The sequence below is a fragment of the Microtetraspora glauca genome, from assembly GCF_040656155.1.
Lineage (GTDB): Bacteria > Actinomycetota > Actinomycetes > Streptosporangiales > Streptosporangiaceae > Microtetraspora > Microtetraspora glauca.
In genome coordinates, this window is record NZ_JBFALK010000004.1 from 215,648 (window position 1) to 237,927 (window position 22,280).

A 22,280-nucleotide genomic window follows, 5' to 3' on the forward strand; every position below is an offset into this window, starting at 1 on the left:
CCAGTGCAATTATATCTACCTGTCAACCCAGTGAAAGATGCAACCTGGGCTACCGTTGAAGTGAATGTCGGCATCCGGTGACTCTGCGAGCGTGAACGATGGTGGTCCTGGGACAGCTCCTGGACATCCTCGGCACCCTGGGCGCCTGTGAGTGCCGGGGCCCGGTCGACCGGGACACCAAGCTGCGCGGTCTGGCCCTGTACGACCCGTCCGACCCGCAGGTGGCGGCGGACGACCAGGTCATGCTCGGGGTCGGGATCGACACCCCGGCCGGGGCGGCCGGGCTGCTGAGCCGCGGCGACGCGGCCGTCGTGGTGCTGCGCGGCCGCTTCTCCCTGGACGAGGGCGTCGCGCGCGCGGCCCGCGAGGCCGGAACCCCGGTGGTGCTCGTCGATCCCGGCGTTTCGTGGGGCCAACTCGTCGCGGTGATCCACACGCTGGTGTTCGGCGAGCACGCCGCGGCCAAGGCCGCGGCCCCGGGAGGGTTGTTCGACCTCGCCGACACCATCGCGGGAGCCGTCGACGGGTCGGTGACCATCGAGGACGTCCAGGCGCGGGTGCTCGCCTACTCCCACCGCCAGCAGGACGTCGACCAGGCGCGGCTGCTCACCATCCTGGGCCGTCGCGTGCCGGACGAGACCCTGGCGGCGCTGCGTACCCAGGGCGTGTTCGCCCATCTGGACGACTCCGACGAGCCGCTGTTCGTGCCCGCCCTCAGCAGCGAGCTGACCGCGCGGGTGGTCGTGGCGGTGCGCGCGGGCCGTGAACTGCTCGGCTCGGTGTGGGTGGAGGTCGACCAGCCGCTTTCCCCCGGGCAGAACGCGGCGCTGGTCGCCGGCGCCCGCGTCGCGGCAACCCACCTGCTGACCAGTCGCGCGAGCGCCGATCTGGAACGCCGGGTCGAGGCCGATCTGGTGCGGAGCCTGATCGAGGGCGCCGCCGACGCCCCCGCCGCGCTGCTGCGGCTCGGATTGCCCGGGACCGACCTGCGGGTCATCGCGCTGCGCGCCGACGGAGGCGCGGACGCGGTGCTGCTCGCGGCACGCCACGCGACCGTCGGCTTCACCTGGGCCCGTCCCGGCCGCAGCGCCCTCGTCGGCGACGTGCTGTACACCGTCCTCTCCGGCGGGAAGGACGCGGACGCGGCCCGTGCCTGGGTGCGGGCGCTGGCGCGTGATCTCCCATCCGACGCGACGCTGTGGGCCGGGATCGGCGGTCCCGCGGACCTGTCCCAGCTGCCGGCCAGCCGGAGCGAGGCGGACGAGAGCCTGGCGGTCCACATGTCCGATCCGGACACGGAACTCCCCGTCACCTACGACGCGGTCTGGGACCGCATCCTGCTGCGCCGCCTGGCCGGCGCGGCCGCGGCGGGAAGGATGCCGACCAGCGGCCCGGTCGTGGATCTGGCCCGGCACGACGCCGAGCACGGCACCGAGTACGTCCCGACACTGCGCGCCCTGCTGCGCGCGCAGGGCGACCTCCGGGAGGCGTCCGCCAGGCTGGCCGTGCACCCCAACACGGTCCGGTACCGCCTGCGGAAGATGTCCGAGGCCACCCGGCTGGAGCTCGACGACCCGCGCAAGCGCCTGGCGATGATGATCGCATTGGAAGTCGGCGCGGCGATGTCCGAATAGAACAACCGGCTCGTCATCCATTGTCCGAATCTGGCAGCTCTCACCCCTTCTTCCGCGGCCATGCTCGTGGTGTACGTCTCAAGAAAGGGAGAGCAGTCGTGGCGGAGGAGAAGTCACCGCGCAGCGTCGTGGTGGTGGGGGCCGGGATGGTCGGCCTGTCGGTGGCATGGTTCCTCCAGGAGCGAGGAGTGCAGGTCACAGTGGTCGACCGGGCCGGCGTGGCCGCCGGCGCGTCCTGGGGCAACGCCGGATGGTTGTCTCCTGGCCTCGCCATCCCACTGCCCGAGCCCAGCGTCCTGCGGTACGGCATGCGCTCGCTGCTCGACCGTGACGCGCCGTTGTACATTCCGACCAAGCCGGACCCGCGGCTGTGGTCCTTCCTCACCAAGTTCGCCACCCACTGCACCATGCGCCAGTGGCAGCGGGGCATGCAGGCGTACCGGCCGATCAACGCCCAGTGCCTGGACGCCTTCGACGTCCTGACCTCGAACGGCGTCGAGGCCCCGACGATCGAGGCGCCGATCATGGCCGCCTTCGAGAAGGCCGGCCAGGCGGACGACCTGCGCCGCGAGCTGGAACTGATCCTGCGTTCCGGGCAGGAGATCAGCTTCACGGAGATCCCCGGCGACAAGATCGCCGCGGAGGTCCCGCAGATCTCGTCCAATGTCGAGCTGGCGATCCGGCTGGACGGCCAGCGCTACATCGACCCCGGCGCCTTCACCCAGTCGCTCGCGGACGCCGTGGTCGCCCGCGGCGGTCGGATCCGTACCGGTTTCACGGCGCGGAACCTGCGCCACGGCGCGCGCGGTGTCACCGTCGAGGCGTACGCGGGTGAGCCGGAGCACGCGGACGCCGTCGTGATCGCGACCGGAGCGTGGCTGGACGAGCTCGCCCGGCCGCTCGGGGTCCGCACCCCCGTCCGCGCCGGCCGTGGGTACTCGTTCACTGTGCCGGTCGAGCAGACCGTTCCGTGCCCGATCTACTTCCCCGCCACTCGCGTCGCCTGCACGCCGTACCAGGGCCAGCTCCGGGTGGCCGGGACCATGGAGTTCCGCTCGCCCGACCACCCGCTGGACACCGGTCGGGTCGCCTCGATCATCAAGGCAAGCCGGCCGCTGCTGACGGGAGTCGACTGGACGAAGCGGACCGACACCTGGGTCGGCCCCCGCCCCGTTACCCCCGACGGCCTTCCGCTCATCGGTGGCACCCGGGTGCCCGGCGTCTACATCGCCGGAGGCCACGGCATGTGGGGAGTCACCCTCGGCCCGGTGACCGGGCAGCTTCTCGCCGAGCAGATGGTCCTGGGCAAGCAGCCCGCCGAGCTGCGCCCCTTCAGCCCCGTCCGCTGAGCGCGGGAGAGTCAGGGCACCCGCCGGAGTTCGACGAGAACTCCGGCGGGGAACTCCGACCACGGGACGATCGTTGGAAACGCCAGTGGACTGGCGTAACGCCCCGCTGAGATGCTGGGCGTCGCACGCTGATCGGAGAGTCGGAGGCAGAGGTGGAGAGCAAGAACCCCATTTTCAGTCAGCGGGGCGCTCCCGGGGGACGGCAGGCATGGTCCGGGCCGGCCCCGAGTGTCCAGCAACTGAACGAGATGTACGGCGCGCCCTCCTACGCGCCTCCGGCGGAACGCGCGATGACGATCGACGACGTCGTCGTACGCGGTTTCATGACCTTCGGCACGCTGTTCCTCTCCGCGGCCGTCGCGTGGTACCTGGACCTCAGCTGGTCCGTCGCGGCCCCCGCGATGATCGTCGGCCTGATCCTCGGACTGATCGTCTCGTTCCGGCAGAGCACCAACCCGGCGCTCATCCTCGGGTACGCCCTCTGCTACGGCGTGGCCATCGGCGTGCTCAGCCACGTGTACGACGACGTCTTCCACGGCATCGTCCTGCAGGCCGTGCTCGGCACGATGCTGGCCTTCGGCGGGACGCTCGCGGTCTACACGCTGAAGATCTTCAGGCCCACGCCCAAGTTCACCAAGTTCGTCATCGGCGCCGCCCTGGCCGCGGTCGGCCTCATGCTCGTGAACTGGATCGCCGGATTCTTCGTGAACGGCGGGCTCGGTCTGCGGGCCGACAACCCGATCGGCTGGATCTTCAGCATCGCGATGATCCTGCTGGGCTGCTTCTTCCTGCTCCTCGACTTCGACGAGATCGAGAGCGGTGTCCGGTCCGGCGTCCCGGCGAGATACGCCTGGCGGATGGCCTTCGGGCTGACGCTGAGCCTGGTTTGGCTCTACCTGGAGATCCTCCGGTTCATCAGCTACTTCACGGACAGCGACTAGTCCTTATGATCAACATTTCATAACGAAACGATTTCCGTTGGGGGCTTGTCAAGCCGGGACGGGTGAGGCAGTGTCGAGCGCAAAGGAGCCTTATCCGTGGAGGTGCTCATGACGTTGAACCACTCACCGGAGACACAGACCAAGATCATCGCTCGCGTCCCCACCATTACCGGACGCGCCCTCCCCGAGTGGTTCCGAACAATCGACAACGGCCCGGCGTTTCTACGATGTGATGAGCGGGCCAACTGGCTCGCCGACGAGCACGGGCTCACCCACGGCTACGCGGTCGCCATCGTCCTGGAGCACGAGCGGCGTCGCAGGGGCCGACACTTCTGATCTGATCCGCGCCCGCGCCGTCCTCGGCGCGGGCGCATCATTGTCTTCATGGACTTGGACAAGGCACGCGCGTTCCTTAGGAACAACCACCGCGCGGTCATGCTGACCTGGCACGCCGACGGGCGGCCGCAGATGTCTCCCGTCACCGTCGGTGTCGACCGCGACGGATACGTCGTCGTCAGCAGCCGTGAGACGGCCGTGAAGACCCGCAACCTCCGCCGCAACCCTCAGGTGTTCCTCACCGTCACGACCGACGCCTTCTACGGCGAATGGGTGCAGATCGAGGGCACGGCCGAGATCATCTCACTGCCGGACGCGATGGACCGGCTGGTCGACTACTACCGCGACATCAGCGGTGAGCATCCCGACTGGGACGACTACCGCGCCGCCATGGTGCGGGACCGGCGCGTGATCATACGGATCGCGATCGACCGCGCCGGTCCCGACTTCCAGGGTTAGGTCGTGTCTGACTGATCAAGCCCTGCTGCGCACGGCCTGTCGGACACTCCCCAGCCGCCTGCTCCTAGCTCAGCCGCTCGATGATCATGGCCATGCCCTGGCCGCCGCCGACGCACATGGTCTCCAGGCCGATCGACTTGTCGTGGAACTGGAGGCTGTTGAGCAGCGTGGAGGTGATGCGGGCGCCGGTCATGCCGAAGGGGTGGCCGACGGCGATCGCGCCGCCGTTCACGTTCAGTCGGTCGATGTCGATGCCGAGGTCCTGGTACGACGGGATGACCTGGGCGGCGAAGGCCTCGTTGATCTCGACGAGGTCGACGTCGCCGATGGACATGCCGGCGCGGGCGAGCGCCTGCTTGGTCGCCTCGACCGGGCCGTATCCCATGATCTCGGGGGACAGGCCGGTGACGCCGGTGGACACGATCCGGGCGAGGGGTGTGATCCCCAGGGACGCGGCCTTGGTGTCGCTCATGATGACGACCGCGGCGGCGCCGTCGTTCAGCGGGCAGCAGTTGCCCGCCGTGACGGTGCCGTCGGGGCGGAAGACCGGCTTCAGCTGCGAGACCGCCTCGTAGGTGGTGCCCGCGCGCGGCCCGTCGTCCTTGCTCACCACGGTGCCGTCGGGAAGGGTCACCGGGGTGATGTCCTTCTCCCAGAAGCCGTTGGCGATGGCCTTCTCGGCGAGGTTCTGCGAGCGGACGCCGAACTCGTCCTGCTCCTGGCGGGAGACGCCCTTGAGGCGGGCGAGGTTCTCCGCGGTCTGGCCCATCGCGATGTAGATGTCCGGCACCGTGCCGTCCTCGCGAGGGTCGTGCCAGTCTCGGCCGCCCTCGGCCAGCTTCGCGGTACGCTCGCGCGCCTCCCCGAACACCGGGTTCTGCGTGTCGGGCAACGAGTCGGAGTTGCCCTTGGCGAACCGCGAGACGCACTCGACGCCGGCCGAGACGAACACGTCGCCCTCGCCGGCCCTGATCGCGTGCAGCGCCATCCGGGTGGTCTGCAGCGACGAGGAGCAGTAACGGGTGACGGTCGTGCCCGGCACGCCGTCCAACCCGAGCAACACCGACACGACGCGCGCCATGTTGAAGCCCTGCTCGCCGCCGGGAAGCCCGCAGCCGAGCATCAGGTCGTCGATGTCGTTCGGGTCGAGCTGGGGGACCTTGGCCAGCGCGGCGCTGATCATCTGGACGGTGAGGTCGTCGGGACGGATGTCCTTGAGCGAACCCTTGAAAGCGCGTCCGATCGGCGAGCGGGCCGTCGCGACGATGACTGCCTCAGGCATGTGGCTCTCCCTGCCTTATCCCTTTTCTGCGGAGGTTACCCCGGGGTACGGCGGTCGCCATCCCCGGGGGGCCACAAAACAGAACTTTCTACGGTCAGCCGTACATGCCGGGAGAGGTGGTGGTTCCGTCCTTGATGGCGTGCAGCGCGCCCTTCTCGTCACGCCAGATCCGCCAGCCGCTCTGGCTGCCGGTGAACCACGCGGGCGGGGCCGCCGCGGAGGTGATCCGCTGGCCGGTGCCCAGATCGAACTCGCACAACGCGGCGATCGAGTAGAACCCGGGGGAGATGCCGGTGAGCTTCAGCGGCTGCGGGTCGGTCACGCAGAACGACCACCCCTTGGTGCCCCGCGCCTCGGCGGGCTGGCCGCTGAGCAGGTTGAACGCGGTGCCGGGCGCGCTGTGCTTCAGGAAACCCAGCGTGTCCATCTTCTGCGGGAAGGCGAGCCACCATCCCGAGCCGGGCACCTGGGCCGCGGTGATCTGGCCGACGACCCGGCCGGACTCGCCGTCCAGCCGGGCGAAGCCGCCGTACTGGCCCTGCTGGTCGACGGGACGGACGACCGGCGCGAACGCGGGGTTGCCGCTGGGATAGACCCGGACCACCGACGGCCGCATCCACTCAAGGACGCCGTCCGCCAGACGGATCGAGAACAATCCGAACGTCGAGGTCTTCTTGGTGCGCGAGTCGGTGTACGGCGCGACGTAGCCGACCAGGTTGCCCCCCGTGGTGCCGAAGGCCCAGCCGCCGGACATGTCGACGCCGGCGCCGAGGGCCTGCTCGATGGGCAACTGCCACAGGGTCTTGCCGGTCTTCAGGTCGTGTGCTTCGAGCACGGGATGGGTGGCGAGCCGTAGCAGCACGACCCGGGTCGGGTCCGACCACTCCACCTCGGCGATGCCGGGGACCCGCCAGATCGTCTTACCGGTCAGGGCGTCGAGCACCACGAGCCGGGCCGTGCTGAGCGCGGTGTGCTCGGACAGGCAGACGTACGGCCCGCACCGCTGGGGGCCGAAGGTCGAGTGGACGGGCCTGGTCCACTTCTGCCGGCCCGTGTGGGCGTCCCTGACGACCAGGGTGGCGTTCCACTGGCCCTGCTTGACGGGGTCGATCGCGGCGACGACGCTCTGGCCGCTTCCGGCGTCGACGATCGCCGGGGCCTGCACACCCATCCCCGGCAGCCGTCCGGTCATCGTCGCCGGAAAGGCCCAGAGCTTCTTGCCCGTCGTCTCGTCGAGCGCCACCGTCTCCAGGGTGCCGTCCGGCTTCATCGAGGTGGTCGCGGCGACACCCGCCCCCGTGGTGGTTCGGCTGACGGCGTTCACCTCGGTGGTCTGCCAGGTGGGGTACTTCTGCTCGGAGGCGGCGTCGCTCTGGGAGCAGCCGGCCAGGGCCCCGCTGGTCAGCAGGGCGGCGGAGGCGAGCGTGAGGGTGACTTTCGCGTGGGGCCGGGTCATATCACTCCTACTGGGGGTGACGGCCGGGTCGCGAAAGGTGACCGACCCTAGGCGCTCTTGGATATCGGCCCGGGGCGTCGGCGGAGCAGTGCCGCCCACCGTCCCTGGGGGCCGACCGCCCGGCCGGCGACCCGGGTCGCGCTGACCTCGGTGCCGGGTTCTTCCACGGCCATTGCCGCCAACAGGTATTGCGATCCTTCGACGCGCTGGGGCTCGGGCTCGGGCCACAATCCCAACGCGGCGCATACAGACGGTAGCACTGTGTACGCGGCCTGTAGGTAACCTCTGGCAGAAGGGTGATAACGATCAGGGCCGAACATCTCGGCAGGGTTCGTGTCGAACTCGGGTCCGAGCAGGTCGGCGAAGGCGACCGTCCGGCCGCCCGCCTCCACCACCGCCACGGTCTGGGCCGCGGCGAGCTGGCGCGACCAGCGCCGTGTCACCCAGCGAAGAGGCTGCGGGATCGGCCGGATCGAGCCGAGGTCGGGACACGTTCCCACGACGACCTCCGCCCCGGCCTCGCGCAGCCGGCGCACCGCCTTCTGCAGGTGCCGTACGGCATGGGCGGGGAGGGTGGCCGTGGTGACGTCGTTGGCGCCGATGAAGATGACGGCGACGTCCGGTTCGGAGGCGAGGGCGCGGTCCACCTGGGGGCCGAGGTCGGCCGAGGCCGCGCCCGACTGGCCGACGACGGTGAGACGCACCGGGCGTTCCGCCACGGAGGCGAGGCCGTTGGCGAGGTTCACCGCCGGGGTTCCGTCGGGAACCGTCAGGCCGAGACCCACGGACGTCGAGTCGCCAAGCATGACCATGCGTATCGGTTCGCCGTCGAAATCGCCGTAGACGCCGTCGGCGTCCGGGCCGTCCATGCCGTGCGGATTTCCCACGATCCGGCGGGCGATCAGGGCCTCCGCCATGAGCAGGCCGTACGTGGCGACTCCCAGGGCGGTGAGGCCCCCTCCGCCCATCGCGGCCGCGGTCGCGATCCGGCGCGCGGCGCGCGCCGCCCCAGGCGTCCAGATCACCTGCTCTCCCCGTTGTGACGGTACCTTTTGGTAGAGAAACTAGCCCAGTTCCGGCCACCCCCTCGGGATGACGGCTGCAGGCAAGCTGACAAAGCTTCAGTAAATCAAGGCGGTCTTCGCGGTGCGCGTACACGATTCCCTGATCGAGCTCATAGGTGACACCCCGCTCGTGCGGCTGCGCAAGGTCACAGCGGGTTTGCCCGCCCAGGTGCTCGCGAAAGTGGAATATTTCAACCCGGGCGGTTCGGTCAAGGACCGGATCGCGTTGCGGATGGTCGAGGCCGCCGAGAGGAGCGGCGCGCTGAAGCCCGGCGGCACGATCGTCGAGCCGACGTCGGGGAACACCGGCGTCGGGCTGGCCATCGTGGCCCAGGAGCGGGGCTACAAGTGCCTGTTCGTCTGCCCGGACAAGGTCGCCCAGGACAAGATCGCGGTGCTCAGGGCGTACGGCGCGGAGGTCGTGGTCTGCCCGACCGCCGTCTCGCCTGACCACCCCGACTCCTACTACTCGGTGTCCGACCGGCTGGCCCGCGAGACGCCGAACGCCTGGAAGCCCGACCAGTACTCCAACCCCGACAATCCCGAGAGCCACTACCACTCGACGGGCCCGGAGATCTGGGAGCAGACGGAGGGGCGGATCACCCACTTCGTCGCAGGCGTCGGGACGGGCGGCACGATCAGCGGCACCGGGCGCTACCTCAAGGAGGTCTCCGGCGGCCGGGTGAAGGTCATCGGGGCAGACCCCGAGGGGTCGGTCTACTCCGGCGGCACGGGCCGGCCGTACCTCGTCGAGGGCGTCGGTGAGGACATCTGGCCCGCGACCTACGACACGACGATCTGCGACCAGGTGATCGCGGTCTCGGACAAGGACTCGTTCGGGATGACCCGCCGTCTCGCCCGCGAGGAGGCGCTGCTGGTCGGCGGGTCCTGCGGCATGGCCGTGGTCGCCGCGCTCCGCGTCGCGCGGGACGCGGGGCCGGACGACGTCGTGGTCGTGCTGCTGCCGGACGGCGGCCGCGGCTACCTGTCCAAGATCTTCAACGACGAGTGGATGGCCGACTACGGGTTCCTGACGACGTCGAGCGACGAGGGTCTCGTCGGCGACGTGCTGGGGCGCAAGGGCACCGGACTGCCGGAGTTCGTGCACGTCCACCCGCACGAGTCGGTCGGTACGGCCATCTCCATCATGCGGGAGTACAGCGTGTCGCAGCTCCCGGTCATGAAGGAGGAGCCGCCCGTCATGGCGGCCGAGGTCGTCGGCTCGATCATCGAGCGCGACCTGCTCGAAGGGCTCTACCGCGGCAAGGTCGCCGCCGAGGACCCGCTGGGCGACCACATGTCCGCGCCGCTCCCGATGATCGGTTTCGGCGAGCCGGTCGCACGCGCGGTCGAGGCGCTGGAGAAGGCGGACGCGGCCGTGGTCCTCGACGACGGCAAGCCGGTCGGTCTCCTCACCCGCCAGGATCTGCTCGCGTTCCTGGCGTCGAATTGAGCGGCTCTCGGGAAGGTTACGCTCAGGCTATGAACGAAGGCTTCGAGACGCTGGCCATTCACGCAGGCCAGGAGGCGGATCCGCACACGGGTGCCGTCGTGCCGCCCATCTACGCCGTGTCCACGTACAAGCAGGACGGCGTGGGCGGGCTGCGCTCGGGTTACGAGTACAGCCGGTCGGCGAACCCGACCAGGACGGCCTTGGAAGAGTGCCTCGCCGCCGTCGAGGGAGGCGCCCGCGGCCTCGCGTTCGCCTCGGGGCTGGCGGCGGAGGACACCCTGCTCCGCACGGTGTGCGCGCCGGGTGACCATGTCCTGATCCCGGACGACGCCTACGGCGGCACCTTCCGGCTCTTCGCGAAGGTGCTCGAGCGGTGGGGCGTGTCCTACGACCCGGTGCCGCTCGGCGACGTGGACGCGGTCCGCGCGGCGGTGCGCCCCGAGACCAAGGTGATCTGGGTCGAGACGCCCACCAACCCGCTGCTCGGGATCGCCGACATCGCCGCGCTGGCGTCGGTCGCCCACGACGCGGGCGCGCTGCTGGTCGTGGACAACACGTTCGCCTCGCCGTACCTGCAGCAGCCGGTCGCGCTCGGCGCGGACGTGGTGGTCCACTCGACGACGAAGTACGTCGGGGGCCACTCGGACGTCGTCGGCGGCGCGCTGGTGGCCGCGTCGGCGGAGCTGGGCGAGCGGCTCGCCTACCACCAGAACGCCATGGGCGCGGTGGCCGGGCCCTTCGACGCCTGGCTGACCCTGCGCGGCCTCAAGACCCTCGCCGTACGGATGGACCGGCACTGCGACAACGCCGAGCGCGTGGTCGAACTGCTCGCGTCCCACCCGAAGGTGACCCAGGTCCTCTATCCGGGGCTGCCCGAGCACCCGGGGCACGAGGTCGCGGCGAAGCAGATGCGGCGCTTCGGCGGGATGGTGTCGTTCCGGGTCGCCGGAGGCGAGGAGGCCGCCGTCGAGGTGTGCAACCGGGCGAAGCTGTTCACGCTCGGCGAGTCGCTCGGCGGGGTCGAGTCCCTGATCGAGCACCCGGGGCGGATGACCCACGCGTCGGCCGCCGGCTCGCCGCTGGAGGTGCCCGCCGATCTCGTCCGGCTCTCTGTCGGCATCGAGACGGTCGGCGACCTGCTCGCCGACCTCTCCCAGGCGCTCGGCTGACCGGTCCTCGGCTGGCCGGTCCTCGCTGACCGGTCAGGGAGTCGGGTCGAAGAAGACCATCAGGAACAGGATCACCAGCCAGATCACGGCGGCGATGCCGCCCATGGCGGCGATCCTGCCGATCTGGACCCTGGCGTCGTCCTCCGTGCTCTCGCTTGACAGAGCGCGGATGGCGGCGCCTTCGTCGCGTTCGATGAAGACCATGAGCACGGCGGCGACGACGAACAGCGTCATCGACGCCGAGAGGTACGGCGCGCCCAGCTTGCTGCCGCCGAGGATGAGCCCGGTGATGAACACACCCAGCGTCAACACGCCGAAGAGCCGGGTGCTCCGCCGGAGATAGCGCAGGACACCGAGGTCGCGCGTGCGGATGTAGCGCGGGACGGCACTGGTCACCGCGGTCAGGGGGCCGATGGCGAAGATCGCGAACCCGATGTGCAGCCACAGCAGCACCTTGCCGAGAAACGACATGTGGCCGAGGTTATCGCCTGGCTGATCGAATCGGGAGCACGGCCGATTCCCTCAGTGGTTCGCGGAGGCGCGACGGCACTTCGGGCAGTCGTGCCGAGGGTTGCTCACGTACCGGCAGGCCGTGTGGTCCACATAGAGGCCGAGGAGCCACCGTGTGCCCGAGGCGAGGTAGCCCGATCCGGGGTCCGTGGCGGATCCGCGCCGGTCCTCGACCCGGATGCCGATCACGATGACCGCGAACACGCCGATGATCCCGCCCACGATGATCAGCACTCCGATGACCAACACCTGAGGCATCCCGTCCTCCCTTCCCGGTGATCTCGCGAGTCTTGACGCGGAAGCGGTGGCACCGGTCCCGCGCCGTGAACTACGCTTTGTTCCTTCTGAGCCTGCTCACCGGTCTCATACCAATGAGTGGGCTCTGTATAAACGGGTACGGCAGTTTTGGACCGGAAAATCTAACCGGTGAGTAACCTTTGGGGAAGGGGAGGTGCGACGTGCCCCAGCCGCTGTACCGGCAGGTGGCAGACGCGCTCCGTCAGGAGATCAGCAGCGGTGAGCTGCAGCCCGGCGCGCAGCTTCCCTCCGAGCCGGAGCTGGAGAAGCGTCACGGGGTCTCACGCAACACCGTTCGGCTGGCCCTCGCGGCGCTGGCGAACGAGGGCCTCGTGGAGCCGCGCCAGGGGCGCGGGACCTTCGTGCGGGACCGCACCACCTTCATGGTGCTCGCTTCGGCCGAGGAAGGCGGCTCCGCGCGCGACGACAGGGACGCGTTCGTCGCCGCGGTCACCGTCGCGGGGCGCAACCCGGAGCAGGTCGACTTCCGGATGGAGGTCCGCACCGCGTCCTCCGAGGTGGCCGCTCGCCTCCAGGTCGACGAGGGGTCCCCGGTGGTCGTGCGCAGCATGCGCCGCCTGATCGACGGCCGCCCCTGGTCCATCCAGGAGTCCTTCTATCCCATGGACGTCGCCCAGGGGACGCGCCTCATGTCGCCCACCGACATCCCGTACGGAACGATCACCGAGATGGCGCGGCACGGTCACGCGCAGGTGGGATATCGCGACGAGGTGCTGAGCCGCATGCCCACCCACACCGAGGCCGCGTTTCTCGGCGTGGGAACGGGGGTTCCGGTGCTGGAGATGTTCCGCACCGCCTATTCGGCCCAGCGTGCGATCCGCCTCACGATCAACGTCTACGCCGGTGACAGCACCCAGCTGGCCTACGAGATCGGCGATGTCACGGCCGGCCAGGAGCCATCGCCCACCACGGAGCCGTCATGAGCTTCCGCCTGCGGCTGGCGCGCCGCGACGACGTCGACGACCTCATCTTCCTGCGGGACGAGGCCGCCACCTGGCTGCGTAAGAAGGGGTCGGACCAGTGGGCCGCGACGTGGCGAGGGGACGCCGACCATCGGCGCAGGCTCCTCGTGGGCGTCGATCTGCGCGCGACCTGGCTGGTGACGCTGGGGAACCATCCGGTCGCGACCGTCACCGTCTACGACGAGGATCATCCGGGAATATGGCTACGGGCGCCGCATGGTCACGAGCCGGCGTTCTACCTGCACCGGCTGATCGTCTCCCGGCAGTCCGACGACTGCCGCGGTCTCGGAGGCCGTGTCCTCGACTGGGCGGCGGCCTGCGCCGAACTGGCCGGTGCCGGATGGCTCCGGGTCGACGTGTGGACCACCAACACCGGGTTGCACGACTACTACAAGGGCAAGGGGTTCGCCCCGGCCGGGCTGATCCCGATGGACGTCCTCGACGGGCTCGGGTGGAGCGACTATCCGTCGCGGGCGTTGTTCCAGCGAAAGCTGGCGCCGCGGAAAGATCCAAATTTCGCCATGGATGAGGCACGCGCCGCCCACCTCTGGGACGGCATTGGTTTCGAAATATCCAAATCCGGATAAAACGTCATTCAGACAATGAGGTCTGACTTGGTCCTGTCCACGGGCAGATCGGGAGGCCTGCCGTGACACAAACCCCGGAGCCGTACAGCCAGGAGTGGCTGAGGCTTCCCGTTTCCTATGTCCGTCAGGTCGCCGAGGCGCTGGGGGAGCGCGTCGCTCGCTGGTGGGACGACCCGTTCGATCCACGTGACGCGACGATCGAGCTCGCGGACGGCACCGCCCTCGTCTGGGACGAGGAGAGCGGCTGGCGACACGGCCGGTTCGTCTCGGGCGAGCAGGGTGTGCGCACCGAGTTGGCCGACGTGCGCTATCTCGGCGGCGGTGTGCTGCCGGCGCCCACGCGCGTGGTGACCCTCCTCGACGACCCGGCGTACGGCGGTACCTCGCGTCCGGAATATCGCCGCTACACCCACCTGGGCGACGGCTTCGACCAGGCGCTGGCGGGCTTCGTCCCGGTCACCGCCGGACCCGACGGCCATCGTCTGAGGCGGCTCACCGTCTGAGGCGGCGGCTCACCGCCTGGTGCGGCGGCTGCGCAGGAAATCGCTGACGACGTACTCGCCGAGGCGCTCGGCGCTGGGGGAGAAGACCCTGCCCCCGTTGCGCCGGGCGACCTCGTCGACGAAGTCGCGCAGCCGTTCGTCGGCGGCCAGCATGAACACGTTGATGGTCGCCCGTCGCCGGGTCATCTTGTCGACCTCGGCGAGGGTGAGTGCGAGGGTCTCCGGCGACGGCGGCCAGTCGAAGCGCGGCACGCCGTTGCGCAGCAGGTGGGCCGTGGGCTCGCCGTCGGTGACGACCAGGACCACCGGCTCGAAGTCCGGATGCCGGTCCAGGTGGCGACCGGCGATCAACAGCGCGTGGTGCAGGTTGGTGCCCTGGACCATGTCCCATTCCAGACCGGCGAGCTCGTCGGCCCGGAGCACCCGCGCGTAGTTCGAGAATCCGATGATCTGCACGGCGTCCTGCGGGAACTTCGAGGTCACGAGCGCCTGGAGGGCGAGCGCCGTCTGCTTGGCCGCCGCCCAGGTGCCCCGCAGCGCCATGGAGTACGACAGGTCCACCAGGAGGCAGACCGCCGCGGCGGACCGCCGTTCGGTCTCCACGATCTCGAAGTCGTCGACCGAGAGGGTGACCGGGGCGCCGCCGCCACGCCGTACGCCGTTGACGATGGTGCGGACGACGTCGATGGGCTGCTCGTCGCCGAACCGCCAGGGCCGGGTGGACCCGGTCAGCTCGCCCGCGGCTCCGGCGTCCCGCTGGTCGTGGTCGCCGCGGCGGCTGGATTCGAGCGAGGAGAACGCCCGACGGAGCGCGGTCTCGCCGAGCCGGCGCACGGCCTTCGGGGTGAGTTCGAGCTTGCCGCGGTGGCGGCGGAGGTAGCCCTGGGCCTCCAGTTCGCGTTCGATCCGGCGGAGGGCCTCCAGGTCGTCCACGGCCGATCGGCCGAGCGCCCGGCGGATCGCCGCCTCGTCGATGTCGTCGAGCCGGGCTCCGGGGTAGTCCTGCCGGAGGGCGGATTCGAGCTCGCCGAGGTCCGCCAGCTCCTGCAGGGCGGTCACGGCGTCGCCCATGCCCATGGGGTCCTCGCCGGACAGCCGCTCGGGGGTCTCCCAGGCGAGATCGGGCCGCCGTGCGTACAGGCTCTCGCCGAGGCGGCGCATCTGCTCGGCCAGCCCGGCCTGTTCCAGCGTCTGCTCGATCAGCCCGGCTAGCTCGGCCCGCTGTTCCGGGGTCAGTGACGCCAGTAGCCGCTGCGCCGCCGCGGCCCGGCGGGCAAGCTGGTCGACGAGTTCCTCGAGATTCTGCGGATTCTCCGGGAACATGTCCCTGTATTTCCGCATAAATTCGGCGAAATCATCCGGGGTGTGTTCGCCGCGGGCGTCCCGATCGAGCATCTCGTTGAGATCCGTCATCATCTGGCGGATCCGCTCCATGGCGGCGGGGTCGGGGCTCGCGAGCGCGTCCCGCATGCCGCGGAACTGGCTGTCCAGGACCTCCCTGCGCAGCAGGTCGCGCAGTTCCTCGAACGTCCGGCGGGCGGCCGGCGACCGCCAGTCGTAGGAGCTCAGCTCCTGGATCGCCCGGGAGGTGTCGGGGGGAAGCGCGTCGAGCATCGCCTCCCGGAACCTCGCGTCGTCCGAGGGATCGGGAGTGCGGTTCCCCGCGGGGGGATCTCCGGTCTCCCGCCGAAGCTCGGCCCGCTCCTGCCCGATCGCCTTGTCCAGCAGGGCACGGGCCTGTTCCAGGGTCCCGTCGAGCCGGGTGTTCGACCGCAGCTCCCGGCGGCGCTGCCGTACCTGGCGGAGCAGGTCGTCCAGCCCCCGGCGGTCGGGGGCTCCGGGGAGACCGCGTCTCAGCAGGTCGCGCAGCGCGTCCAGCGGTGTCGACCCGGACAGGATGGCGTCGCCCATGCCGTCCAGAGCCTCGCGCACGTCGTACGGCGGGGCCAGTGGATCAGGCCCGTCGTGATACTCCCCGTACAGGTAAGCCACGGGACCACGCTACCCGCATATATCGCCCTGACAGGGATAGACTTCGTGGATCTCCATGACCTCACCGCTCGCCGCGAGGTAGTCCACCTTCACCTGCATCTCCTTGAGCGCGCCGAGCGCCCCGGCGAGGTCGGTGGACGAGCACTGCCGCATCCCGATGCCGTCACGGTCGGTGCTGGTGGGCTGGACCGAGTTGTCTCCGCAGGAGCGCCCGACCCTGAAGAAGATCATCGTTCCGGTGTACGGCAGGGTGATCGGCTCGCCCGACTTCTTCGTGAAGGAGTACCCCATGCTGGGGACCCGCTTCACCGCGTACGGCGTGAACTGTACGGCGCCCTTGCCCGCGGGTGCGATCGTGCCGAACGCCGTCCGGGGGTCGTCCGGCGGATAGAGGAACTCCTGGGCCTGTACGGCGGCGCCCGAGGCCGGGTCGTACGTCACCCTGACGGGGACCGGGCCGAGGCTGAGCGTGAAGTCGAGGTCGTTCGCGGCGCAGCGGGTCGCGCCGAGCGCCTTGGCGTCGATCGCGATCTTCCCCTCGGTCTCCTTGAGGTCGCACGCGACGGTGATCCTGCGATAGTCCAGCGACGGGGCGAAGGTCACCCGGACGTCCTCGGCCGACCGGATCGCCTCGACGCGGTAGCGATTCTTGTCGCGGGTCGCCCTCCTGGGGCTGATGATCATCGTGCCGGGGCCGTCGGCGCGGGCGAAGCCGTACACCGTGCTCGTCGGCCGGGACGGCTCGGCCGCGGGCGTCGCGGGCGTCGTGGTCCTCGTCGAGGACGCGGCGGCCGGGGACGAGGCGCCTTCGGCCTCCTGGCCGCATCCGCCGAGGGCCGCCAGGGCCAGGGCCGCGAGGGCGAGCGAGGCGGGACCGCGCGTGATCATGATGGGTTCCCCCGTGCTGGTAGCCGTTCGATGCACCCGTTCAGATGGGCCCACCGGACGAAAGGTTGCGCGGGGGAAGGTCACGATCCGGTCATGTCCTGTAGACGGCGCCTCCGGCGAGCTCGTCCTTGGAGAGGCGGCGCATGAGATAGAGCCCTTCGAGCGCGAACTCCAGCGCGGCCGCGGCGTGGCCGGGCGACTCGTCACCCTCGCCCATGCCGAGCGTCGACATGATCTTGGCCAGGCCGTCCACCCGGCCGATGCGGCGCAGCAACTCGGTGGCGGGCACCAGCTCGCCCGACTCCACCTGAGCCCCCTCGGAGAACCGGCCGAGCAGCCCGGTCAGGTCGGCGCCGCCCAGCGAGCCGCGGAACGTCTCGGCGGTCGCCCGGCGCAGGAGATGGGCGAGGACCTCGACCTCGCGTCCCTCCTCGCTCACCTCGAACTCGACCTTGCCGCGCAGCGTGTGCACGATCCCCGGGAGGTCGCACACCCGGACCACCGCGCGCTCCTCGCCCGCCAGCGCGGCCCGCCGTACGGCCGAGGCGGCGGCGGTCTCGGCGGCGGCGATCGAGAACCGCGCGGAGACGCCGGAGCGGCCGTCCACCGCCGTGGACTCGCGGACCAGCCGGGTGAACCTGGCGATGACCTCGACGAGGTGGTCGGGGAGGTCGGCGTTCAGCTCGTGCAGCGCGGCCTCCTGCCGGATCAGGACCAGCTCGTCGGCGATGCTGCGGGGATAGTGCGTACGGATCTCCGCGCCGAACCGGTCCTTCAGTGGCGTGATGATGCGGCCGCGGTTGGTGTAGTCCTCGGGGTTGGCGCTGGCGATCAGCAGGATGTCGAGCGGAAGACGCAGGTTGTAGCCCCGGACCTGGATGTCGCGCTCCTCCAGCACGTTGAGCAGCGAGACCTGGATGCGCTCGGCGAGGTCGGGCAGCTCGTTGACCGAGAAGACGCCCCGGTTGGTCCGTGGCACGAGGCCGTAGTGGACGGTCTCGGGGTCGCCGAGCGTGCGGCCCTCGGCGATCTTGATCGGGTCCACGTCGCCGATGAGGTCGCCCACCGAGGTGTCCGGCGTGGCGAGCTTCTCGCCGTAGCGGTCGTCGCGGTGCCGCCAGGCCACGGGCAGGTCGTCGCCGTGCGCGGCGGCCAGTCGCCGGCACCGTACGCAGACGGGGGCGTAGGGATGATCGTTGATCTCGCAGCCCTTGACCACCGGCGTCCACTCGTCGAGCAGCCCGGCGACGGTGCGGATCAGCCGGGTCTTGCCCTGGCCGCGCTCGCCGAGGAGCACCAGGTCGTGGCCCGCGATGAGGGCGCGTTCCAGGTGCGGCAGCACGGATTCGTCGAAACCGACGATGCCGGGAAACCGGGGTTCTCCCGAACGCAGCCGGGCGAGAAGGTTCTCGCGAATCTCGGCCTTCACGGTCCGATGGACGTGTCCACTCTCGCGCAGCTCGCGCAGAGTGCTGGGAGCGGGTGCGGGCGATTTGTGCACGGAGACGAGACTACGTCGCCATCGGAAGATCCGGCACCTCGGTACGCATGGGGATCTTGACCATTGTGTGACGCCCGTTGTGCGTCGATCCCCCCTTAGTGGGGAGAATCGGGGCAAGAGGGCAATTAGCGACTCAGTAGTGACCCAGCAGTGTCGACAGGAGGAGGCGAGACGATGGCGGTTTTGACAAGCCGGTTCGCCGATGGTCTCGCCGTGGGCACCGATCTCGTGGAGACGGCCGAGGCCGCGATCCGGCAGGCCCTGGCCGGGCTTTCCGGACGCCCCGACCTCGTCTGCTTCTTCATCTGCGGAGACGATGCCGACGACGTCACGCGGGCCGGGCAGCGCGCCATGTCCCTGGTTTCCGGCGCACACGTGATCGGATGCAGCGCCACCGGGGTGATCGGGGACGCGCAGGGGGTGGAACTCAAACCCTCGGTCAGCGCGTGGGCCGCGTCCCTGGGCGACGCCGAGGTGACGACCTTCGCGCTGGAGACGCTCCGCACCGAGGATCGCTTCGTGGTCATCGGCCTGCCAGAACGGGGCCCGGAGGACAGGGTCGCCGTCCTGCTCGCCGATCCCTACACGTTCCCGACGGACGCGTTCGTCGAGCATTCGGGGGAGGTGCTCGGCAATCTGCCGATCATCGGCGGTCTGGCCAACGCGCTCGCGGGCCGCGACTCGGTACGGCTCTTCGCGGACGGCGAGACGTACACGGAAGGCGCGATCGGCGTCATCCTCGGCGGTTCGCTGAACGTGAGCACCGTGGTCAGCCAGGGCTGCCGCCCGATCGGGCCGACGATGGTGGTCACCCGGTCAGAGGACAACCTGCTGCTCGAACTGGCCGGCCAGCCCGCGCTCGCCCGTCTCGAGGACATCGTGAGCGGGCTCGGCGAGGCGGACAGGGAGCTCGTCGCGTCCGGGCTGCAGATCGGCCTCGCCATGGACGAGTACGCGGAGCGTCACGAGCGCGGAGACTTCCTCATCAGGGGTGTGCTCGGCATCGACCCCGAAAGGGAGGCCGTCGCCATCGGCGACGTGGTGGAGATCGGCAGGACCGTCCGCTTCCAGGTGCGCGACGCCGAGACCGCGGACGAGGACCTGTACGAGCTGCTCGACGACTACGTCAACCAGGGCGGCCGGGTGGACGGCGCGCTGCTGTTCTCCTGCAACGGGCGTGGCTCCGCCATGTTCGGCTCGGCCGACCATGACGCCCTCGCCGTACGCGACACGCTCGGGCCCATCGGCGTGGCCGGATTCTTCGCCGCGGGAGAGCTCGGACCGGTCGCCGGGCAGAACCACGTGCACGGGTTCACCGCGTCGATCCTGGTCTTCTCCTCCTAGGGAGCGTTTTATGGATCTTTGCCGTAGCGAGGATCGGCCGGATGGATGCGTCGCAAGGCGGAGGAGGAGGCCGTAAGCGGAGCCTACGGCCGACATTCCCGGGCCCCGCGGAAACTCCGAGCCTGCGAGGAGTTTTCGTGGGTGGGGCGACAACGCCGCGAGGCGCCATCTGGTCGACCGCAGTAGGCCAAGAAGATCCATAGAACACGACCTAGTGCCCCTCCCGGCGCCGGAGATCACAGTCGCGTCATCGGAGGGCCGGACGGGTTCGTCGGTGTCGGCTGGCATGCTCTCGCTATGACAGAGATCCCGGTTGAAAACTACGCCCAGCGCTGGACCGGAGACATCCGGACCACCCCTCCGCTCGTGGGTGACGAGCGCGAGATCCTGACCGCCTTCCTCGACTGGCACCGGGCGACGTTGGAGCTCAAATGCGCCGATGTCGCACCGGAACGGCTGTCGGAGAAGGGTGTTCCTCCGTCCGGGTTGAGCCTGCACGGCCTGATCCGCCACCTCTCCGGTGTGGAGCGATGGTGGTTCCGCCAGCAGTTCGCCGGTGAGGACGTGCCGGATCTGTACTACTCGGACGACGATCCGGACCAGGACTTCGACGATCTGGGCGGCGACGTCACGCAGGCCCTGGCGGTGTGGCGTGAGGAATGCGAGCGTTCCCGTGAGATCGTCGCCAAGGCGTCGTCCATGGAGGACACCGGCACGCACCTGGCGAGCGGGCAGCCGATCTCGCTGCGTCGCATCATGGTGCATGTGATCGCTGAGTACGCGCGGCACAACGGCCATGCCGACCTGCTCCGCGAGCGGATCGACGGCGCCGCGGGACACTGACCCCACCGGCCTGCCATCGGGGCAGCTCCGGGGCTCCAGGCGGTGCCAGCGACCACGGGGGACGATCACGGCGGTGCCTGCCTGCAACTGCACCATGTCCTCGGCGCCGTCGGGCCTGGCGGGGCGGAACCGTCCCCCGCCGGTCAGGCAGCAGACCGCTTCAGGTCGATGGGTGAGATGGGGTTCGTCGTCATGACGGCGTTCCTTCCAGTCGGTTCTGTGCGGGGGTGGCGGGCCGCGGGTCAGGGGTTGTGGCCCGGCGGCGGGGCAGCACGCCGATCGCCACGACCGCCGCGATCACGAAGAGGGCGGCGGTGACGGAAAGGCTCAGGGCGTAGCCGTCGTTGAGCGCTGCGAGGTCGGTGGCCGTGCCGGTGCGGTGTGCGGCGATGGTCGCCAGAGCGGCAAGGCCGATGCAGCCGCCGAGTTGGCGGGAGCTGTTGAGGAGGCCGGAGGCCATGCCGGCCTCGTGTGGGGCGATGCCGGTGGTCGCGGCGGCGGCGACCGGGGCGAGGACCAGTCCGGCGCCCACGCTGGTGACGATGGATGGGCCGAGTACGTCGGTGAGGAAGCTGCCACCGGGGCTGATGAACGCGAACCACACCAGGCCCGCGGCGGCCAGCAGGGCTCCGGGCACCAGAGGCGCGCGAGGGCCGCGGGTCGCGGTGACGCGGGTGGCGGCGATGGTGCCCACCACCATGCCCACGGAGAAGGGCAGGAACGCGACGCCGGTCGCCGCGGCGCCCATGCCCAGAACCTGCTGCATGTACAGGGACACGAAGTAGAACGCCGTGAACTGCCCGGCCGCGGCGAGGAACACCAGGACGTTGGCGCCGGCGACCCATCGGCTGCGCAGCAGACCGAGGCGCAGCAGCGGCGCGGGGGACCTGGACTCGGTGAGGACGAAGGCCGCCAACAGTACGACCGCGGCGGCGAGGGTCGCCGACGTGGCCGGTGAACCCCACCCCTGGGCGTCGGTGCGCACGACGCCGAACACCAGCAGTCCGATTCCGCCGGTCGCCAGGACGGCGCCGAGCGCGTCCAGCCGCTCGCGCTCGGCGGGTCGCGCATCGGTGGGCACACCGACGACAACCAGCGCGAGGGCCACTGCCACGATGGGGAGGTTGACCAACATCACCCATCGCCACCCCGCGTACTCGGTCAGCAGCCCGCCCGCCAGTACGCCAAGAGCGCCGCCTGCCGCGTTCACCCCGCTCCACACTCCGAGCGCGCGCACGCGCCGCGGACCCTCGGTGAACGTGGTGGTGAGCATCGCCAGCGCGGCAGGGGCGGCCGCGGAGGCGCCCAGGCCCTGACCGGCGCGGGCGGCGATCAGTTGCCAAGGTGTCTCGGCAAGCGCGCCCGCCAGCGAGCACAGCCCGAAGACGGCCAGGCCCAGCACGAACAGCCGACGCCGGCCGTACAGGTCGCACGCACGGCCCCCCAGCAGCAGGAAACCGCCGAACGTAAGGGCGTAGACGTGCACGACCCACGACAGGTCGAGTGGCCCGAATCCGAGCGCGGTGCGGATCGCGGGCAGCGCGACATTGACCACCGACATGTCCAGGGCGACGACGAACTGAGCGACGGCCACCGCCGCCAGTACCACGCCGGGACGCCCTTGCAAGTTTTTATACATGTAAGAAAAATAGCCTGAGAAGCTCACCACTGTCGACACCGGGGGATGAT

General features: G+C 70.0%; 21 protein-coding genes. 12 read left to right on the top strand and 9 right to left on the bottom strand.

All coding sequences use genetic code 11. From position 1 onward, the window contains the following. The first annotated feature begins 98 nt into the window (after positions 1-98). The 5 genes from AB0I59_RS10010 (at position 99) to AB0I59_RS10030 (ending at position 4,719) form a co-directional block, all read left to right on the top strand. Positions 99-1,634, top strand: coding sequence for a PucR family transcriptional regulator (locus AB0I59_RS10010; RefSeq protein ID WP_061258239.1), 1,536 nt, complete (start codon positions 99-101; stop codon positions 1,632-1,634). Positions 1,635-1,732: 98 nt separating this feature from the next. Continuing rightward, positions 1,733-2,983 carry an NAD(P)/FAD-dependent oxidoreductase gene (locus tag AB0I59_RS10015; RefSeq protein ID WP_358131812.1) on the top strand — a complete coding sequence of 417 codons (1,251 nt, stop codon included), beginning with the start codon at positions 1,733-1,735 and terminating at the stop codon, positions 2,981-2,983. Between the two features lie 152 nt (positions 2,984-3,135). After that, positions 3,136-3,924, top strand: coding sequence for a Bax inhibitor-1/YccA family protein (locus tag AB0I59_RS10020; RefSeq protein WP_061258240.1), 789 nt, complete (start codon positions 3,136-3,138; stop codon positions 3,922-3,924). Between the two features lie 108 nt (positions 3,925-4,032). After that, complete coding sequence (locus AB0I59_RS10025) at positions 4,033-4,260, top strand: DUF4287 domain-containing protein (RefSeq protein ID WP_061258367.1); 228 nt, start codon at positions 4,033-4,035, stop codon at positions 4,258-4,260. A gap of 48 nt (positions 4,261-4,308) precedes the next feature. Then, positions 4,309-4,719, top strand: coding sequence for a PPOX class F420-dependent oxidoreductase (locus AB0I59_RS10030; RefSeq protein WP_358131814.1), 411 nt, complete (start codon positions 4,309-4,311; stop codon positions 4,717-4,719). Between the two features lie 64 nt (positions 4,720-4,783). On the opposite strand, the gene AB0I59_RS10035 is transcribed toward AB0I59_RS10030, so the two are convergent. The 3 genes from AB0I59_RS10035 to AB0I59_RS10045 form a co-directional block, all read right to left on the bottom strand. After that, a complete protein-coding gene (locus AB0I59_RS10035; RefSeq protein WP_358131816.1) occupies positions 4,784-6,001 on the bottom strand; it encodes an acetyl-CoA C-acetyltransferase in 1,218 nt (405 codons plus the stop codon). A gap of 94 nt (positions 6,002-6,095) precedes the next feature. Continuing rightward, a complete protein-coding gene (locus AB0I59_RS10040) occupies positions 6,096-7,457 on the bottom strand; it encodes an outer membrane protein assembly factor BamB family protein (protein WP_061258243.1) in 1,362 nt (453 codons plus the stop codon). A gap of 47 nt (positions 7,458-7,504) precedes the next feature. Then, positions 7,505-8,482 (bottom strand): SGNH/GDSL hydrolase family protein, encoded by a 978-nt coding sequence (locus AB0I59_RS10045; protein ID WP_358131818.1) that lies wholly within the window; start codon positions 8,480-8,482, stop codon positions 7,505-7,507. A gap of 121 nt (positions 8,483-8,603) precedes the next feature. Between AB0I59_RS10045 and AB0I59_RS10050 the strand changes: the two genes are divergently transcribed. Both AB0I59_RS10050 and AB0I59_RS10055 read left to right on the top strand, forming a co-directional pair. After that, positions 8,604-9,974, top strand: coding sequence for a cystathionine beta-synthase (locus AB0I59_RS10050; RefSeq protein ID WP_061258245.1), 1,371 nt, complete (start codon positions 8,604-8,606; stop codon positions 9,972-9,974). A gap of 29 nt (positions 9,975-10,003) precedes the next feature. After that, positions 10,004-11,143 (top strand): cystathionine gamma-synthase, encoded by a 1,140-nt coding sequence (locus tag AB0I59_RS10055; protein WP_061258246.1) that lies wholly within the window; start codon positions 10,004-10,006, stop codon positions 11,141-11,143. Between the two features lie 33 nt (positions 11,144-11,176). Here AB0I59_RS10055 and AB0I59_RS10060 read toward each other — a convergent pair whose 3' ends face one another. Continuing rightward, entirely contained in the window at positions 11,177-11,614 is a 438-nt protein-coding gene (locus AB0I59_RS10060) for a hypothetical protein (RefSeq protein ID WP_061258247.1), read from the bottom strand. A 51-nt stretch (positions 11,615-11,665) separates the two neighbouring features. Continuing rightward, positions 11,666-11,911, bottom strand: coding sequence for a hypothetical protein (locus AB0I59_RS10065; protein WP_061258248.1), 246 nt, complete (start codon positions 11,909-11,911; stop codon positions 11,666-11,668). A 200-nt stretch (positions 11,912-12,111) separates the two neighbouring features. Here AB0I59_RS10065 and AB0I59_RS10070 point away from each other — a divergent pair, with 200 nt between their 5' ends. From AB0I59_RS10070 to AB0I59_RS10080, 3 genes are all read left to right on the top strand, one after another. Next, positions 12,112-12,894 carry a GntR family transcriptional regulator gene (locus tag AB0I59_RS10070; RefSeq protein ID WP_061258249.1) on the top strand — a complete coding sequence of 261 codons (783 nt, stop codon included), beginning with the start codon at positions 12,112-12,114 and terminating at the stop codon, positions 12,892-12,894. After that, positions 12,891-13,520, top strand: a complete 630-nt coding sequence (locus AB0I59_RS10075) for a GNAT family N-acetyltransferase (RefSeq protein WP_358131821.1) — start codon at positions 12,891-12,893, stop codon at positions 13,518-13,520. The genes AB0I59_RS10070 and AB0I59_RS10075 overlap by 4 nt, the downstream gene beginning before the upstream one ends. A 62-nt stretch (positions 13,521-13,582) precedes the next feature. Beyond that, positions 13,583-14,023: a DUF6292 family protein gene (locus AB0I59_RS10080; RefSeq protein WP_358131823.1), complete on the top strand. Its 441-nt coding sequence runs from the start codon at positions 13,583-13,585 to the stop codon at positions 14,021-14,023. A gap of 9 nt (positions 14,024-14,032) precedes the next feature. On the opposite strand, the gene AB0I59_RS10085 is transcribed toward AB0I59_RS10080, so the two are convergent. From AB0I59_RS10085 to AB0I59_RS10095, 3 genes are all read right to left on the bottom strand, one after another. Beyond that, positions 14,033-16,015 (bottom strand): vWA domain-containing protein, encoded by a 1,983-nt coding sequence (locus tag AB0I59_RS10085; protein ID WP_358131825.1) that lies wholly within the window; start codon positions 16,013-16,015, stop codon positions 14,033-14,035. A 9-nt stretch (positions 16,016-16,024) separates the two neighbouring features. Further along, positions 16,025-16,903, bottom strand: a complete 879-nt coding sequence (locus AB0I59_RS10090; RefSeq protein ID WP_358131827.1) for a hypothetical protein — start codon at positions 16,901-16,903, stop codon at positions 16,025-16,027. Positions 16,904-16,994: 91 nt separating this feature from the next. Then, entirely contained in the window at positions 16,995-18,404 is a 1,410-nt protein-coding gene (locus tag AB0I59_RS10095) for a sigma 54-interacting transcriptional regulator (protein ID WP_082777217.1), read from the bottom strand. 174 nt (positions 18,405-18,578) lie between these two features. Between AB0I59_RS10095 and AB0I59_RS10100 the strand changes: the two genes are divergently transcribed. Next, positions 18,579-19,748, top strand: coding sequence for an FIST signal transduction protein (locus tag AB0I59_RS10100; RefSeq protein ID WP_061258254.1), 1,170 nt, complete (start codon positions 18,579-18,581; stop codon positions 19,746-19,748). A gap of 297 nt (positions 19,749-20,045) precedes the next feature. Then, entirely contained in the window at positions 20,046-20,591 is a 546-nt protein-coding gene (locus AB0I59_RS10105) for a DinB family protein (protein ID WP_358131830.1), read from the top strand. Positions 20,592-20,781: 190 nt separating this feature from the next. Here the strand turns inward: AB0I59_RS10105 and AB0I59_RS10110 are convergent, their stop codons facing one another. After that, on the bottom strand, positions 20,782-22,230 hold the full coding sequence (locus AB0I59_RS10110; protein WP_061258256.1) for an MFS transporter: 1,449 nt from the start codon (positions 22,228-22,230) through the stop codon (positions 20,782-20,784). Between the last annotated feature and the right edge of the window lie 50 nt (positions 22,231-22,280).

What these genes read in the sequence shown, in the direction of transcription:
- AB0I59_RS10010 (WP_061258239.1), top strand. Translation starts at nt 99, where the DNA reads ATGGTGGTCCTGGGACAGCTCCTGGACATCCTCGGCACCCTGGGCGCC.
- AB0I59_RS10025 (WP_061258367.1), top strand. Translation starts at nt 4,033, where the DNA reads ATGACGTTGAACCACTCACCGGAGACACAGACCAAGATCATCGCTCGC.
- AB0I59_RS10030 (WP_358131814.1), top strand. Translation starts at nt 4,309, where the DNA reads ATGGACTTGGACAAGGCACGCGCGTTCCTTAGGAACAACCACCGCGCG.
- AB0I59_RS10035 (WP_358131816.1), bottom strand. Translation starts at nt 6,001, where the DNA reads ATGCCTGAGGCAGTCATCGTCGCGACGGCCCGCTCGCCGATCGGACGC.
- AB0I59_RS10040 (WP_061258243.1), bottom strand. Translation starts at nt 7,457, where the DNA reads ATGACCCGGCCCCACGCGAAAGTCACCCTCACGCTCGCCTCCGCCGCC.
- AB0I59_RS10055 (WP_061258246.1), top strand. Translation starts at nt 10,004, where the DNA reads ATGAACGAAGGCTTCGAGACGCTGGCCATTCACGCAGGCCAGGAGGCG.
- AB0I59_RS10060 (WP_061258247.1), bottom strand. Translation starts at nt 11,614, where the DNA reads ATGTCGTTTCTCGGCAAGGTGCTGCTGTGGCTGCACATCGGGTTCGCG.
- AB0I59_RS10065 (WP_061258248.1), bottom strand. Translation starts at nt 11,911, where the DNA reads ATGCCTCAGGTGTTGGTCATCGGAGTGCTGATCATCGTGGGCGGGATC.
- AB0I59_RS10075 (WP_358131821.1), top strand. Translation starts at nt 12,891, where the DNA reads ATGAGCTTCCGCCTGCGGCTGGCGCGCCGCGACGACGTCGACGACCTC.
- AB0I59_RS10090 (WP_358131827.1), bottom strand. Translation starts at nt 16,903, where the DNA reads ATGATCACGCGCGGTCCCGCCTCGCTCGCCCTCGCGGCCCTGGCCCTG.
- AB0I59_RS10100 (WP_061258254.1), top strand. Translation starts at nt 18,579, where the DNA reads ATGGCGGTTTTGACAAGCCGGTTCGCCGATGGTCTCGCCGTGGGCACC.
- AB0I59_RS10105 (WP_358131830.1), top strand. Translation starts at nt 20,046, where the DNA reads ATGACAGAGATCCCGGTTGAAAACTACGCCCAGCGCTGGACCGGAGAC.
- AB0I59_RS10110 (WP_061258256.1), bottom strand. Translation starts at nt 22,230, where the DNA reads ATGTATAAAAACTTGCAAGGGCGTCCCGGCGTGGTACTGGCGGCGGTG.